The organism is Ichthyobacterium seriolicida (genome assembly GCF_002369955.1).
Classification (GTDB): domain Bacteria; phylum Bacteroidota; class Bacteroidia; order Flavobacteriales; family Ichthyobacteriaceae; genus Ichthyobacterium; species Ichthyobacterium seriolicida.
Map to the genome: position 1 here is coordinate 397677 of NZ_AP014564.1, position 16775 is coordinate 414451.

Below are 16775 nucleotides of genomic sequence, written 5' to 3' on the forward strand. Positions count from 1 at the left end.
GCTCTTTTACACGATTAAATTAAAAAAACAATAACTACTTCAAACAAAGTTGAATCCTAATATTATTCTGATCAGCTGCGCTGACAAGACCAGAATAAGTCAAATTCCTCTTACGCTTAGTAGACATCTTAGTTAAGATATGACTCTTAAAAGCATGCTTTCGCTTAATCTTCCCCGTACCGGTTAGTTTGAACCTCTTCTTGGCACTAGATTTAGTCTTAATTTTTGGCATATAAACTCTATATTTTATAACATTTAACTTTTTTTCTTAGGAGACATAAACATAATCATACGTTTACCTTCTAACTTAGGCAACTTATCTACCTTGCCATATTCCTCTAATTCTTGAGCCAACTTTAAGAGTAAAATCTCACCTTGATCTTTATAGATTATAGCCCTACCCTTAAAAAAGACAAAAGCCTTAAGCTTGGCACCACTCTCTAAAAACTCTATGGCATGCTTCTTCTTAAACTCAAAATCATGACTGTCAGTCCTAGGGCCAAATCGTATCTCTTTAATGACTACTTTGCTACTGACCTTAGATTTTATCTCCTTTTTCTTCTTTTGATAAAGAAACTTATCGTAATCTAAAATTTTGCAAACTGGCGGATCCGACTGAGATGATATCTCAACCAAATCTAAACTCATACTGTTAGCCATAGACATGGCCTTAGAAGTACTATAAACACCAATTTCCTCTATATTGTCACCGACCAACCTGACCTTTTCTGATATTATATCAGAATTAATCCTGTGTTCATTTCTCTTACTCGGCTGTCTACCCCAATCCTTTGTTTTTTTTCTAAGCACTACAGTATTACGTTTTTTCAGGATTCAACTCTGAGTTTATCCTGTCATTTATCAGATTAGAAAAACCTTCCACAGTAAAAACACCCAAATCTCCTTGCCCATGTTCTCGAACAGACACGAGATTATCCTCTTGCTCTTGAGCACCTACTATCAACATAAAAGGGATTTTTCCAATTTCAGCATCTCTAACCTTCTTACCCATCTTCTCAGCCCTTAAGTCTATTTCGGCGCGAATTTCGTAATTTTTTAGCAATTGCAAAACTTTTTTTGCATAATCTTCATATTTATCACTTATAACCAAAATAATGGCTTGAACAGAAATAAGCCAAAGAGGTAAATGACCCGAAGTATGCTCTACTAAAATAGCTATAAATCTCTCCAAAGAACCCAAAGGAGCACGGTGGATCATAACAGGCCTGTATTGCTTGTCATCAGTGCCTGTATAAGACAAATCAAAGCGCTCAGGTAAATTGTAATCTACCTGTATGGTGCCCAATTGCCAGCTTCTGCCAATGGCATCCTTTACCATAAAATCTAATTTAGGACCGTAAAAAGCTGCCTCTCCATACTCTATAAAATAATCTAAACCTTTCTCCTTTGTGGCTTCTATTATATCGCTTTCAGCTCTTTCCCAATTTTCATCACTACCTATATATTTTTGAGGATTAGACTCATCTCTAAGAGATATTTGAGCTTTAAAATTCCCAAATCCCAAAGATCTGAAAACGTAAAGAACCATGTCTATGACTTTCTTAAATTCCTCTTTAAGTTGTTCTGTAGTACAGAATATATGAGCGTCGTCCTGGGTAAAACCTCTCACGCGAAATAACCCATGTAACTCTCCACTTTTCTCATATCGATAGACAGTTCCAAATTCAGCAAATCGCTTTGGCAAATCTCTATAAGAATAAGGTTTGCTCTTAAATATCTCACAGTGATGAGGACAGTTCATAGGTTTTAATAAAAACTCCTCATCCTCTACTGGCGTCTTAATAGGCTGAAAACTGTCCTCCCCGTATTTTTCGTAATGACCAGATGTCATATATAATTCCTTACTGCCTATATGAGGAGTGTACACCATCTCATAACCAGAATCCCTTTGTATTTTTTTCAAAAAAGTCTCTAATCTCTCTCTCAGATCATATCCCTTAGGAAGCCAAAGAGGAAGCCCTTGACCAATCCTCTTAGAAAAAATAAATAGCTCTAAGTCTTTTCCTAACCTCCTGTGGTCCCTAGCTTTAGCTTCTTCTAAGAATTTTAGATGCTCTGTCATATACTTAGCCTTTGGAAAAGAGATGCCGTAAACTCTAGTCAACTGCTTATTTTTCTCATCTCCTCGCCAATAAGCTCCAGCTACACTCATTATTTTTACAGACTTTACAAGTCCTGTATTGGGAATATGACCTCCTCTGCACAAATCTGTGAAATTATCGTGAGTACAAAAAGTTATCTCTCCATCTGTCAATGCATCTATCAACTCTGTTTTATATGAATTATTCTCATATGTAGACAAAGCCTCCGCCTTGCTGACGTGATAAATTTTAAAAGGAGACTTATTTCTAGCATTATCTAAAATGAGCTTCTCTACTTTCTCAAAATCACTTTCAGAAAAAACATTTTCTCCAAAATCCACATCGTAATAAAACCCATTATCTACGGCTGGACCTATAGTTAATTTAATTCCTGGATACAACTGCTCTAGAGCTTGAGCCAAAAGGTGAGCCGATGAATGCCAAAAGGCTCTCTTGCCTTGTTTATCATCCCAAGTGTAAAAACATATTGATGAATCCTCATTTATAGTAGTAGATACCTCCACTACCCTATCGTTCAACTTAGCAGATAGTATGTTCCTAGATAAGCCTTCGCTTATATCTTTGGCCACATCGATAACAGAAATTCCCTTGGGATATTGCTTGACTGCACCATCTAAAAAAGTAATCTTAACCAACTCTATAACAGTAATTTATAATTAAAATCCAACAGGTACACTAGAAAGTGTTTTTTCAGCGTATAAAAATAATCTAATAAAACAATAACTAGTAAAATATCATTTTTGCAATCTGAAGTTTTTCAACCCCTCTTTCATCCAATTTAGATATTCATCAACATTAGTATTGTAGGCCCTAGGAGAGTTCAACTTCTCTGATTTATGATTTAATAAAACATAATAAGGCTGAGCATTAGTTTTATACTTATAAGTTTGAAATTCACTCCACTTAGCTCCTACAGTCTCTATCTTTTTTTGAGTGTGCTCGGATATATACTTTTGATCTTCAGGCAATTCCTTTTGTTCGTCTACGTATAGAGATATAACCACAAATTTATCTCTTAGTAATGTATTAACTCTTTTATCAGACCATACCTCAGCCTCCATTTTTCTACAATTTACACAAGCATGCCCTGTGAAATCTAACAATATAGGCTTATTAGTTTTTATAGCATGATCCAATCCCTTTTGATAATCGTGAAATACATAAATACCACTAGGACCTAGATGCATTTGCGCATTATCACAACCATTGCAACTTGGTCTACCAACAGATGCTGAATTAGAACTAAAGCCGATAGGAGACTCACTGTAGTGTTGAGGAGGCGGAAAAGCACTTATCCATTTGAGCGGAGCCCCCCATAAGCCAGGAATCATATATACTACAAATGAAAATACTACTATAGAAAAAAATAATCTCATCACAGATACTTTTTGCAAAGGAGTGTCGTGGGGAAATTGAATCTTTCCCAATAGATAAAACCCCATTATTGAAAAGATAACTATCCATATAGCTAAAAACACTTCTCTTTCTAATAAATGTAACTGAAGAACCATATCAGCATTAGATAAAAACTTCAGAGCTAAAGCCAACTCTAAAAGCCCTAATATCACTTTTACAGAGTTTAACCACCCGCCAGACTTAGGCATAGATTTGAGCCAATTTGGAAAAAGAGCAAAAACAGTAAAAGGGAGGGCCAATGCTAAAGAAAAGGCAAACATCCCTATTAGAGGACCAGACACCCCGCCATATATAGCAGTTTCAACCAATAGAGTCCCTATTATAGGGCCAGTACAAGAGAAAGAGACTAGAGCTAGGGAAAAAGACATGAAAAATATTCCTATAAGACCTCCTCTATCTGAGATTTTATCAACTTTATTAGTCCAAGAACTAGGTATGGTGATCTCAAAAGCCCCCAAGAATGATATGGCAAATACTACTACCAGCAAGAAAAATAATAGATTAAACCAAACATTGGTAGACAGAGCATTCAAAGCATTAGGACCAAATACAGCAGTGACAGAATAACCCAAAAGTACATATATCACTATTATAGATATTCCGTATACAATGGCATTTCTAATCCCTTTTACCTTACTTTCACTCTGCTTGGTGAAAAAACTCACCGTTAGAGGTATCATAGGGAATACACATGGAGTGAGCAAGGCCAAAAATCCTCCTGTAAAACCCGTGATAAATATCATCCACCAACTTAATTTGTGAGTATCAGCTTTTGTATCTGAAGTGATATTTGTAGAATTATTATCCACTTGATCCAACTTACAAGAACCTTTTAAACTATCATCTATATTAAACACTAGCTCTTCACTTTGAGGAGGAATGCAGTTAGTATCGTCACAAGCCATATACCTAACCTCGGCTATGACCTTAAACGGCTCGTTTGTCAACAGTTTAATTTTTTGTTTAAATACAGCTTCCCCAGAGAAATATCTCACATCCATAGAAAATAATTCACTGTGCTTATAAATAGACTTGCTCTCTAAGGTGCTGCCTATAATCTCATAATTTCCATCTGAATTTAAAAATTTAATAGAAGTAGGAATAGGTCCCCCCTCATCTAAATGTTGAGAATACATATGCCATCCGTCTTGGATTTTAGCTCTAAGGGACAAACACACTTGATCCTCAGATATTCTAGTTGCCGAAATGCTAAATTTTACAGGATCATAAATTTGGGCTGTAGAAAACAGAAATGATGCAAATAAAATAATAGTGCTAAAAATACCTTTCATAGTCTAGCTTTTTAAAGATCTGCAAATGTATCAATTATTTTTTCTGCGCTAATGTCTAAACAGAATAGACTAATGTTTATCAAATTATCTTTGCTCAGCAAAACTTTTAAAACAACCTAAATATTAATGGAAAAACCTAAAACAAAATGGATTTTCAAACCCGATCCTCCAATAGACAAAATCACGAGATTATCCAAAGAATTAAATATAGACACAGTTATAAGTAAACTCCTGATACAGAGAGGAATAGAAACTTTTGATCAAGCTAAAGTTTTTTTCTGTCCTGATATTTCACATCTGCACTCCCCTTTTTTAATGAAAAATATGAAGGACGCTATAGACAGGATAAATAGTGCTATCGATTCTTCTCAAAGAATCTTAATATACGGTGATTACGATGTAGATGGCACCTCCGCAGTAGCCTTGACATATAGTTTTTTAAAGCAATTTACAGATGAAATAGAATTTTATATACCCGATAGAGACAGTGAAGGATATGGGATATCATATAAAGGCATAGATTATGCAAAAAGTAAAAATATCGAACTTATAATAGCTCTAGATTGTGGTATAAAAGAGAATAATAAAATTGAATATGCTAAAGAAAAAAATATAGATTTTATAATCTGCGATCATCATACTCCTAGTGATAAGTTGCCCGATGCTATAATATTAAATCCTAAACAAAAAGATTGCAATTATCCCTATAAAGAACTCAGTGGTTGTGCTATAGGTTTCAAGTTGATACAAGGCATAAACCAAGACAAGGGGTTTGATTTTGAACAATTGACCAATTATTTAGATTTGGTAGCAGTTAGTATAATTTCAGATATTGTATCTATGTCTGGAGAAAATAGAGTCTTAACTTTTTTAGGGTTAAAACAACTAAACAAAAATCCCCGTTTAGGATTTCGTTATTTTATAAAATTATTTAATAAAACAGAGGTCACTGTAGAAGATGTAGTCTTTGGCATAGCCCCAAAAATAAATGCCGCTGGAAGAATAGATCACGGATCTGTAGCTGTTGAATTAATGCTATCCAAGGATGAAGATCAAGTCAAAACCCTTATAGAAATTATAGAAGAATTTAATGCATACAGAAAGGAATTAGAAAAAACTACTGCCAAACAGGCCTTAGAAATGGTGGAACCTCAAAGGAAAACGACCGTAGTGTATAGTCCTTCTTGGCACAAAGGCGTTATAGGAATAGTAGCCTCTCGTATAATAGAACATCATTATAGGCCTACGATAGTGTTCACCAAAAAAGATGATCTTTTAGTGGCTTCGGCACGCTCGATAGAAGGAATAGATATTTATGAAGCTCTATGTCAATGTCAAGAACATATAGAACAATTTGGAGGGCATAAACAAGCAGCGGGGCTCTCTATAAAAGAGAATAACTTAGAGGGATTCAAATCAAAATTTGAACGAGTAATAGAAAATATGACCTCTGAAAAAGATTTTATCCAAACAACAATTATAGATTCTGAAATACAGTTAGAAGATATCACGCCTAAGTTTTGGAGAATCTTAAAACGCTTTGAACCCTGTGGCCCAGATAACAGACATCCCGTATTAGCATATAAGAATATAAAATACGATGACTCAGCAAGGCTAGTAGGAGAAGATAAATCTCATCTGAAATTAAATATATCATCCCCTAACAGCGAAAAACGCTATAACGCCATAGCTTTTAAAAAGGCTTATTTTCTACCTGAAATAGAAAGCCGTGGGGAATACTCAATCGCTTTTAGCTTAAAAGAAAACAACTGGATGAATATGATCTCTATTGATTTTCACATAAAAGATATACATTTTGATATCTAGAGGTTATAGGTAAATATCCCAATCAAAGACACTATCCTGTAATGTGTAAAGTCTGTTTTTAAGATTAAAAACCTAGAGATTTTATTATCGTAATGAAAATTCATATTCTCGTTTGCTTAACCTGGATTATTCATAGTTGTATTAAAATAGATTAGACGTGATATTTTTCCCTTAACTTTTTTGCTAATCAAACAGAATCTTTATTTACAAACTTTGCACAACAGTGTCGAGATAAAATCAAAGCCTCAGTTCTTATCCTTCTGCATTAGGTTTTTAGATGAAACCCTTTTCTTGAAGAGTTTAAATCTAGAAGGCTCAATTTTTCTAGGCCAATGATTATTGCTAGTATCTACATCTGCCGTCTCTAACTTTGGATCTACCGTTATTGATTTGACCTTCTTATCAAAAGCGAATACTTTGGTAAATCCTTCATCGTTAAACCTCCATATCTTAGCGTGTAGAGTTTTGTCAACCTTTGAACCATCTTCAAAGGTGAATTCTAAAATCACTGGCATTACCAATCCGCCAGGCTTAGAAAATTCTACTTCATAAAAATATCTATTGTCATTTAGCAATTCTTTATCCTCTTTGCTCAAACCGTTTAAAAAATCTTTATACTCTTTTTTATCGAAACTGCTAATTGTATATTCATCATTTTTGTCGTAGAAATCAATTGCTTTTTTATCTCTCTCAACATATGGAATTATTCCTTGACCTCTATTATTATCCCTAGTTTTATCTGGTAAATCCTTGTATGCTTTTTCAGCTATAGGCTTTTCTATTTCAGGATTTTCCGTGTCTATGGTCATCTCTCGGACATTTTCTATTCCTATGTCGCAGTAATCAGTAGTGTAAAACCAACCTCTCCAAAACCAATCTAAGTCTACTCCAGAGGCATCTTCCATAGTTCTGAAAAAATCTTCGGGTGTAGGATGTTTAAATTTCCATCTGTTAGCATATGTTTTAAAAGCATGATCAAACAACTCTCTACCCATTATAGTCTCTCTCAATATTGTAAGAGCCGCTGTAGGCTTTGAATAACAATTAGGACCATACTGTATTACATTATCTGAATGTGTCATAATAGGAGATATATTATCTTGAACTCCTTTCATATATTGAGTTATATTCATAGGCGTCCCTCTACCTTTAGGATAGTTCTCACTCCACTCACTCTCTGCTATAGACTCTACAAAACTGTTTAGCCCCTCATCCATCCATCCGAATTTCCTCTCATCTGAATTTACTATCATAGGAAAATAATTGTGTCCTATCTCGTGAATTATAACCGATATGAGATAATACTTTATCCTTTTAGAGTAAGTCCCATCTTTTTCAGGCCTGCCCCCATTCCAACATATCATAGGATATTCCATACCTCCTCCAGATGTGTAACTCACCGAAATAGCCTTGTGATACGGATAATCAAAAGTCATTCTAGAATATACCTTTAAAGTATGGGCTACCACTCTGGTAGAATACTGTTCCCAAAGAGGATTACCTTCCTTAGGATAATACGACATTGCCATAATTGTATTGTCCCCAATTTTAACAGCTTGGGCATCCCATATAAACTTCCTACTAGCAGAAAAAGCAAAGTCTCTAACATTTTCAGCGTGAAAAACCCAAGTCTTAGTCCCTTTTTCTCTAGTTTTTTCTCTCGCTATAGCTTCTGATTCAGTGGCTATGATAACAGGTTTATCATAAGTCTTCTTAGCTACCTCTAATCTCTTTATCTGATTCGGACTTAAAACATCATTGGGATTTTGCAATTTACCAGTAGAAGCAACTATCAAATCAGACGGAGCTGTTATGCTAACCTTGTAGTCTCCAAAGACCAATGCAAACTCAGAGCCACCAAAAAATTGTAGGTTCTGCCAACCTTCCACATCGTTATATACGGCCATCCTAGGAAAAAATTGCGCTATGAAATACAAATTCCCCTCTTTAAAAGGCTCGTAACCAGAACGACCCCATATGGTAGAAGAGTTAGTTATATTATACCACCATTTAATATTAAATTCAAATTTCTCACCTGGTCTTAAAGGAGTAGGCAAATCTATTCTCATCATGGTATGATTAATAGTATGAGCCAAATCCTTACCATTGTGAGAGACTGACTCTATTTTAAACCCACCGTCGAAAGCTTGAGCTTCCTTACTTTTACTAAAACTATGAGCGGGAAAATAATCTGGTACGCTAGAGGGATTAATCTTTTTACTCTGTGAATCTTTAGAGTTCATATTCTGATCTAATTGCAGCCACAAATAATCTAATACATCAGGAGAATTGTTGTGATAGGTTATGGTCTCTTGTCCAGAAATTGTGTTCTTATCTTCATTTAAAACCACATCTATTTTGTAATCGGCTTTTTGTTGATAGTATTTGTGTCCTGGAGCTCCCGAAGCTGTTCTGTACGCGTTAGGAGTTGCAAACTCTTGATCTAACTGCTTGAACTTATTGTTGTCGTAATGTCCTTTTTCTTGCCCGAAAGACATAGTGCAACAAAAAATTATAATGGATAATATATATGTACGATTCATAACTTAAATAGGTATTTTTTTTTGCGAGTGATGAAATAATATTATAACGGCATAGCCGCAAATATAATTTAAAAAGTATACCTCAACTTAAAAAGTACATATACTCGCTCTGTAAGTATGGAAAAAACTCTACTTTTAAACTCTATTTTCGAAGAGCTCTTAAATCACAAAAAAATAGAATAAACACATATGATCTTTTTAAAAAAAGACAAAAATGACATTGTAAAACAACGCAAAGTGATAGCGATATGTATATCTGTATCTATTTTCTTTTGGGTGTTTACAAAATTTCCAAAGAATTACACCAACGACATAACTTTTAATGTTACCTACACAGATTTACCAAAAGATAAAATCTTAAAAAGTGGCTCTATAGAGAATGTAACACTAAAAATTTACGCTTCGGGATTTTCATTTTACTCTCATCATTTTAGCTCTTCACCTATAGTGTTATCCCTGAAAGATTTAAAAGAAAAAAACAAAAAAAATTATATACTACTCTCAGATAATTTTAGATTTATAGAGAAACAATTAGGTTATAACGAGCAGTTGATTCAACTTCAAACAGAGACAGATACCATATGGCTAGATCTGTATAAAAAAACACACAAGAAAATACCTGTACAAATAGATAAAGATATTAGCTTTTTAGAAGGATATCAATTTATAAAACCCATGAGTGTGACTCCCAAAGAAATAACCGTTTCAGGATCTCAAGAAGACGTAGATAAAATAAATGAGATAGCAGTTGAAAAACTCATAAAATACGATATAAATTCTAATTTCAAAGAGACCCTAAATATAATTCCATATTTAGATGACTATGTAGAATACTCTCATAATAAAGTGCTTGTAAAAGGCGAAATAGATAAGGTCACACAGATAAAAATGGAAGTTCCCGTGAGGGTGATAAACGTGCCCGATAGCAGTATTTACATCAGTCTTTTCCCCGATAAAGTAACCGTGTATGGAAATGTCCCCATATCTAAATACAAAAAGACAAATGTGTCTGATTTTGAAGTGACAGTGAATTTTGCACATCATTCTAACAGAACAGAAAAGCTTATACCAGAATTGACAAAGTCACCAGAGTATATCATAAATCCTAGACTAACACCAAATTCTGTGCAGTACATAATAAAAAAATGACTAAAATAATAGGTCTCACAGGAGGAATCGGTTCTGGAAAAACTACTGTATCAAAAATCTTTGCCTCTTATGGCATCCCCGTATTTAACTCCGATGTAGAAGCCAAATTAATGATGAATCAAGATCGAGAGGTAAAAAAAAATATCATCGCCCATTTTGGTGAAAAATCTTACTTAGAAAATGCCTTAAATACTAGTTTCTTATCTGAAGTGGTCTTTTCTGATCCAGAGAAATTAAAACTGTTAAACTCTTTGGTTCATTGCGAATTAGAAAAAGTATTTAAAGACTGGGTTAAAAACATCAAGAAAAAACTAATAATAAAAGAAGCTGCCATACTGTTTGAGACAGACTCTTATAAAATGTGCGACAGTACAATTTTAGTATTATCCGATAAAAACACACGTATAAAAAGGGTGATAGAAAGAGATAAAATATCTACAGGAGATATATTAAAAAGGATGAATAATCAATGGTCTGACCAAAAGAAATTTCCAATAGCAGACTATATAATAGTAAACGACTACGACCTAAAAACTCTGAAAAAATCAGCCAGATATATACTGAATTTACTAATGACTAAATATGAGTTATAGTTTTTTATTTACCCACTGAGAATTTACAAAAAAAAAATCACTCAAGAGATTTTGGACTCTTAAATCCAGAGATGATAAGGCGTACTTCCTTTCTGTGTATCACCACAAGTACGCTTAGAAATACTAAAAACAACAAGGTGTTGCTAAAAATATTGTCCTTCAAAAAAAACCAAGAATACATCGATGGCAATACGGTTAAAATGAAATACATCGATATTTTTTTAAAATCGTATTTAATAGGATAGTACTTATTGCCTAAATACAGAGATAATATCATCATAGCTCCGTATGAAAATAATGTTGTCCAAGCAGAGGCGGCATAACCTATAATAGGTATTAGACTTATATTTCCCACTATAGTTATTATAGCTCCAACAATGGACATATAAGCCCCATATACAGTTTTGTCTGACAACTTATACCAAACAGATAAATGAGTATAGATTCCAAAAAATACTTGGGCCAACAATAAAATAGGAACTATATCTAGAGCTTGCCAATATTCCTCAGATCGTATAAAATATTTTATCAATTCTATGTGGGTCACCAATAATAAAAATATTATGAGCATGGTAAGCACGAAATAATTCATAGTAGTGGCGTATAACTTTTTAGAATCTTTATTCTTAGATTGAGAGAAAAATATAGGTTCTGCTCCCAATCGATAAGCCTGAATAAACAATACCATAAAAATGGATAATTTATAACAAGCTCCATATACACCCAAACTATGTCTCCATTGATCCTCTGGAAGCAGATATTTTAAAAACTGCTTGTCCATGGCTTCATTTATAACACCTGCTAATCCCATTACCAGTATAGGAGCTCCGTAGGTGATCATCTTTTTTAGGAGCTTAAAATCAAACATCTTAATACTGTATTGTCCAATATCTTTTGACAATAGAAAAAGGCTAATAGCCGAAGATAGAATATTCGAGATAAATACGTATTCTAAAGCCCATTGCGGATTATATATTCGAGATATAAAATATGGCAACTCTCCTCCTTTTGATAAAAAATCAGGGATAGCCCATAGAAATAACACATTGACAAATATGTAAATTACAATATTAGTTATTTTTATCAAAGCGTATTTAAAAGCCTTGTTTTCATGTCTTAATTTAGCAAATGGTATGGCAGTTACAGAGTCTATAGTCAGTATTACTATTAAGTAAATCACTAATTTTTGCTGATTTTCGTATCCTAATGCCTGAGATATTCCATCTAAAAAACAAAGAGTTATAAATACAAATAAAACGGTAGTAAAAACTATGCTCAGAAAAGCTGTAGAAAATGTTTTGGAAGAGTATTTACTCTCGTTAGAAAAACGAAAGTAAGCCGTTTCCATACCATAGGTGAGAAGTATTATAAAGATGCTAATTTGAGAATATACATCTATTATTACCACATAGTCTTTAGCTAAAAAGACTCCTGTGTAAAGAGGAGTTAATAAAAAATTTAACACACGCGCCAACACGGAACTAAGCCCATATATTGTAACTTGTTTTGTTAACTTCTTTATTGGGCTCATCAAAACACCTTTGAAGCTATCTCTTCTATATTAGAAGATCTTCCCATAGTGTAATAGTGTAATACTGGAGCATTGTTGGCTACCAATTCCTTAGACTGATAAACAGCCCATTCTATACCTACTTGTCTCACCTGTTTATTGTCCTTACACTTTATAACTTCTTTTTGAAGGTCCTCTGGTATTTCAATGTCAAATACTTCTGGTAATACCTTTAGTTGCTTTTTTGTAGATATGGGTTTTAATCCTGGAATAATAGGTACTGAAATATCATTTTCCTCACACTTATCGACGAAATCCATATATTTTGAATTGTCGAAAAACATTTGAGTAACTATATAATCAGCTCCTTGGTCTACCTTATTTTTTAGATGTTTGATATCTGTATTTAAATCAGTTGCTTCAGAATGTTTCTCTGGATAACCGGCTACACCCACACAAAAATTAGTGTCATCTTGTTTTAAATCGTTGAGATATCTCCCATTGTTCATCTCATTGATTTGTTTTACTAGATCAGATGCATATTTATTATCTCCATTTTCATGTACAAGTGAAGATTCCCCTTGGGAAAAATCACCTCTTAGAGCTAGTACATTTTCTATTCCTAGGAAATTTAAATCTATCAACATGTTTTCAACCTCTTCTTTAGTAGATCCATTACACAAAATATGTGGCACGGTATCTATTTGATATTTATTCATAATAGCTGCAGCTATTCCCACAGTTCCTGGACGCTTTCTAATTATTTTTTTTCTAGTACTTCCATCATCTTTTTTTTCGTACAAATATTCTTCTTTATGGAAGGTGACATCTATAAACGAGGGGTCGAACTTTATTAGTGGATCTATATTTTCATATATATAGTTTATGTTCTCTCCCCTTAGAGGTGGAAGTATTTCTATGGAAAAAAGTGTTTTTTCAGATTCTTCTATATGCTGAGATACTTTCATTTTTATTATTGTGTAATAATTGAGAACTATACTACCGAGCACAAATTTATTTTTTTAATCCAAATCTCAATATTTTAGTTAAACCAATTAGTATTGAACATCATCTCAAATGACTATTGTTTAAATTATCCCAAATTATTGTTTATTATAAACAACAAAAGGCCTAATTAGACCTTTTGAATATTACAAGCGATATGGAAAATCAATTACTGACCTATCTTTTTCATTTCCTCTTCGAAAGTTTCTTTGAACTTTTCGTAATTGTAATCAACTTTCAAATTCTCATCATTAGAGAGGACTTCATTATAAGCGCTAACCAAATCACTAGCTGATAATTCTATAGCGACATAATATTTGTATTTTCCTGTAGATTTAACCCTAGTAGGCTTTTCACATATCTGTCTAACCCCTCTCAACTGCTGAGAAACCACGCTTCTTCCATTTTGTTCAAATCTCTCTAATGCCTCTTCTTTATTATTAAATTCCGAAGATTTTACATAGTTATCAGTGACAGACTTAATCACAGTACTAATATCTGAAGCTAATTGCTGTCTGGCATTAGCCAATGCTTTCTTTTTAGCTACCATCTGATCTAAACTCTCACCCACAGAATTTGATCTAAAATGATTCCCATCGGTGAAAAATTCCTTTCCAGAACAAGGGATGACTACATCTATTTCGTCATTAGGTATGATAACTGGTTTAGAGCCACCACAACATATAAATAGAGATACAAACACTACAACACCTAATGATTTAATTATTTTTATTTTCATGATGATATTATTATTTTTTTTTTTAACTCTTATAGAGCTTAAACAATCCTAACGCAGCTAGGTTGGCAAATATATAGTTTTTATAAAAACTTCTTGTTTATTTAATTATACTCACTGACCCTCTATATTCTTTTTCGTCTAATTTAATCACATACCAATATGTAGCTACGGGAAGTAATATTCCATTATACAAGCCATTCCAGTGCTCATCTCTACCATTATATCTTCTCAATATCTTACCTGTCCTATCAGCAACGACGATTTCTGCATCTGGATAATCTTCAATGCCAGAAATTTCCCAAAAATCATTTTTCCCATCTCCGTTGGGAGTAAATACTTTTGGCGCATAGATTTTTGGAATTTCTATTTTTTCTGAATAAGTACATCCGCGATTATCCTCTAAGGTTAAGACATAAGTCCCAGGATTTAGATACAATCCCTTTCTTATATCTTCTAACTTCAATTTAGTATCATCCAAATAATAGCTATAAGGAGATTCTGCATTTAACTCTTTGTCTATGAAAAGATTTCTACCTAAAAGTCTCTTTACAAATTTTAACCTACCCTTAAACGGTAATACTTTAAATGTTTCAACAATAGTACAATTAGTCTTTTTGGAATAAGTTGTCACACTGTAATTCCCAGGCTTATATACTTTTATGCTCTTTGTATTTTCTTTTGCTCTTGTACTCCATAGATAAGTAACCGAATCTAAGCTACTAGTTAGTACAGCCATATTAGGAGAACACATCCTGATCTCTTTTTCAGATACAGAATTAGGAGGACCAACAGTCACATTAAACACTTCAGTATTAACACACTCATTTTCGTCTATTATCTCAACTGTATACGTTCCAGATTTATCTACTACTATGCTTCTAGTTTTCTCTCCAGTACTCCACAGGTAAGAACCATAAGCTGAATACTCACTTGTCAATATCTCATTTCCAGAACTGCCAGCACAAGCGATAATTTCTTTTGCTGGAATATTAATAGGACTTTTTACAATAATATCTTGTGAGAAAGTTACTGATTCACTACTAACTGCCTCAACTAAAGTTAAAGTGACTTTATAAGTTCCCTCATTTGCATACTGATGCTCAACAATTACATCTCTAGTAGAAGAATCTGCAAATCCAGAAACAGAAGGAGACCCATCTCCAAAATCCCATCCATAATATGCTTTATACTCTGGAGCTATAGAGGTCTTAAACTTGGTTTTGCCACCTACACAATAGTCTCTAGAAGAAAAATCATAAAAAAAAGTGGATACAAAAGAAGGTAATCCTTCACGAGATTTTTTATTTACTGCCAAATTTTGCGCCTGATCATTATAATTAAATGCTGGTGTATATTCTGAATCTGGTGATTCTATAACACCTATTTTTTCATCAACAACGGGGGGAATAGCTGGTGTTGTAGGATTAAACATAGCTGCATATATTTTATTATCTGGACCTAACTGCAATGCATTGGCATAGGATGAATCTCCAGGATTATCAACAGAAGCAGATGGTATAGATATAATATTGTTTACCTTATCAAGGTCTACTTGAAAAAGATTCCCGCTGTATCTCTCTGTTACATATAAAAATTTTGAATTTGGAGAAAACTCTAGACCATAATAACCATAATTTTCATTCTCTTTTACTTCCCCATTGTACTCATGGGAACTAAATTTATTTAAAGATGACCTAGAAGTTAACTTGCCAATTCTATTGTTAAAACCAAAGACTTCTATAAACCCACGGTTTTTAGCAGAAATAGTGTAATCTGATTCTACAATAACTTTTCCGTCTCTTCCTAAGACATTGGGAACAACAAGACCAAGTAATTTCCCATCTCTAGATGCCTTCATATAGCCTTCAGGGTTAATATGCTTCTTCCCTATAGAAGTCACAACAGGCTCTGGATCTATTCCCGTACTAGATATTTTATAGGAAAAAAACCTCCTAGAATTACGCTCATGTAAAACTAACCAAAAACTACTCTGATCATAGTGCTCTATAACAGCCATTTTATGTGTAAGACTTACACCGTTATAATCACCAGTAAACAAATCTGTATCCTTAGATTCGATATTGCCACCGCCAGTGGTCATATCTACAATAGCATATTTACACTTAGAATTTGAATCTATATAAAACACATAATATTTATCATCAGTTGAACCTGCAGCCTTGGGAATAGGAACTATTATAGTCTGAGTGTTATTGTTGGCGCCACTTAAAAGTGATCCCGCCATTTCAGTATTATCAGCCTTCCATACCTTGTTACCATCTGTATAAAAAAGTAATTCCCCCAATACGCTGGAAATAGAGGCACAAGCCTCAGGAGAGATTAAATTACTATTACCCTTAGTTTCTATAGAGGGTGTTTCATAAGCATCACCAAACGTTATATCCGCTTTTTGACCAAAATGCCAATTATAGGCACGCCCCCTCTGTGCATAAGAGAAGGAAACTGTAAAGGCAACTAATAAGGAAATAAAAAAAATACGATTATTAAACTTCATCTACTTATATTATAGTTTATAAGCCAATAAGAACTACCAACGGGGCGTGTAGTCTAAAAAAAT

At 33.6% G+C, this 16775-nt stretch carries 12 protein-coding genes; 3 read left to right on the forward strand and 9 right to left on the reverse strand.

The window, feature by feature from the left end; translation table 11 throughout:
• Positions 1 to 34: 34 nt before the first annotated feature.
• The 4 genes from rpmI to JBKA6_RS01520 form a co-directional block, all read right to left on the reverse strand.
• A complete protein-coding gene (gene rpmI, locus JBKA6_RS01505; RefSeq protein ID WP_096685178.1) occupies positions 35 to 232 on the reverse strand; it encodes a 50S ribosomal protein L35 in 198 nt (65 codons plus the stop codon).
• Positions 233 to 255: 23 nt separating this feature from the next.
• Complete coding sequence (infC, locus tag JBKA6_RS01510) at positions 256 to 810, reverse strand: translation initiation factor IF-3 (RefSeq protein WP_096685181.1); 555 nt, start codon at positions 808 to 810, stop codon at positions 256 to 258.
• Between the two features lie 7 nt (positions 811 to 817).
• Positions 818 to 2758 carry a threonine--tRNA ligase gene (gene thrS / locus JBKA6_RS01515; protein ID WP_096685186.1) on the reverse strand — a complete coding sequence of 647 codons (1941 nt, stop codon included), beginning with the start codon at positions 2756 to 2758 and terminating at the stop codon, positions 818 to 820.
• A gap of 99 nt (positions 2759 to 2857) precedes the next feature.
• Complete coding sequence (locus JBKA6_RS01520) at positions 2858 to 4831, reverse strand: protein-disulfide reductase DsbD family protein (RefSeq protein WP_096685188.1); 1974 nt, start codon at positions 4829 to 4831, stop codon at positions 2858 to 2860.
• A gap of 126 nt (positions 4832 to 4957) precedes the next feature.
• Between JBKA6_RS01520 and recJ the strand changes: the two genes are divergently transcribed.
• Positions 4958 to 6658, forward strand: coding sequence for a single-stranded-DNA-specific exonuclease RecJ (gene recJ, locus JBKA6_RS01525; RefSeq protein ID WP_096685190.1), 1701 nt, complete (start codon positions 4958 to 4960; stop codon positions 6656 to 6658).
• A gap of 245 nt (positions 6659 to 6903) precedes the next feature.
• On the opposite strand, the gene JBKA6_RS01530 is transcribed toward recJ, so the two are convergent.
• On the reverse strand, positions 6904 to 9156 hold the full coding sequence (locus JBKA6_RS01530; RefSeq protein WP_231952070.1) for a M1 family metallopeptidase: 2253 nt from the start codon (positions 9154 to 9156) through the stop codon (positions 6904 to 6906).
• 234 nt (positions 9157 to 9390) lie between these two features.
• On the opposite strand from JBKA6_RS01530, the gene JBKA6_RS01535 reads away from it, so the two are divergent.
• Both JBKA6_RS01535 and coaE read left to right on the forward strand, forming a co-directional pair.
• A complete protein-coding gene (locus JBKA6_RS01535) occupies positions 9391 to 10350 on the forward strand; it encodes a YbbR-like domain-containing protein (RefSeq protein WP_096685194.1) in 960 nt (319 codons plus the stop codon).
• On the forward strand, positions 10347 to 10943 hold the full coding sequence (gene coaE, locus JBKA6_RS01540; protein WP_096685196.1) for a dephospho-CoA kinase: 597 nt from the start codon (positions 10347 to 10349) through the stop codon (positions 10941 to 10943). The genes JBKA6_RS01535 and coaE overlap by 4 nt, the downstream gene beginning before the upstream one ends.
• A 37-nt stretch (positions 10944 to 10980) precedes the next feature.
• On the opposite strand, the gene JBKA6_RS01545 is transcribed toward coaE, so the two are convergent.
• The 4 genes from JBKA6_RS01545 to JBKA6_RS01560 form a co-directional block, all read right to left on the reverse strand.
• Positions 10981 to 12474: a lipopolysaccharide biosynthesis protein gene (locus JBKA6_RS01545; protein ID WP_096685198.1), complete on the reverse strand. Its 1494-nt coding sequence runs from the start codon at positions 12472 to 12474 to the stop codon at positions 10981 to 10983.
• Positions 12474 to 13421 carry a methylenetetrahydrofolate reductase [NAD(P)H] gene (gene metF, locus JBKA6_RS01550; protein WP_096685200.1) on the reverse strand — a complete coding sequence of 316 codons (948 nt, stop codon included), beginning with the start codon at positions 13419 to 13421 and terminating at the stop codon, positions 12474 to 12476. Before metF ends, JBKA6_RS01545 begins: the two co-directional genes overlap by 1 nt.
• Before the next feature lie 206 nt (positions 13422 to 13627).
• Entirely contained in the window at positions 13628 to 14197 is a 570-nt protein-coding gene (locus JBKA6_RS01555; RefSeq protein WP_096685202.1) for an LPP20 family lipoprotein, read from the reverse strand.
• A gap of 97 nt (positions 14198 to 14294) precedes the next feature.
• Positions 14295 to 16712, reverse strand: a complete 2418-nt coding sequence (locus JBKA6_RS01560) for a T9SS type B sorting domain-containing protein (RefSeq protein WP_096685204.1) — start codon at positions 16710 to 16712, stop codon at positions 14295 to 14297.
• Positions 16713 to 16775 lie beyond the last annotated feature (63 nt).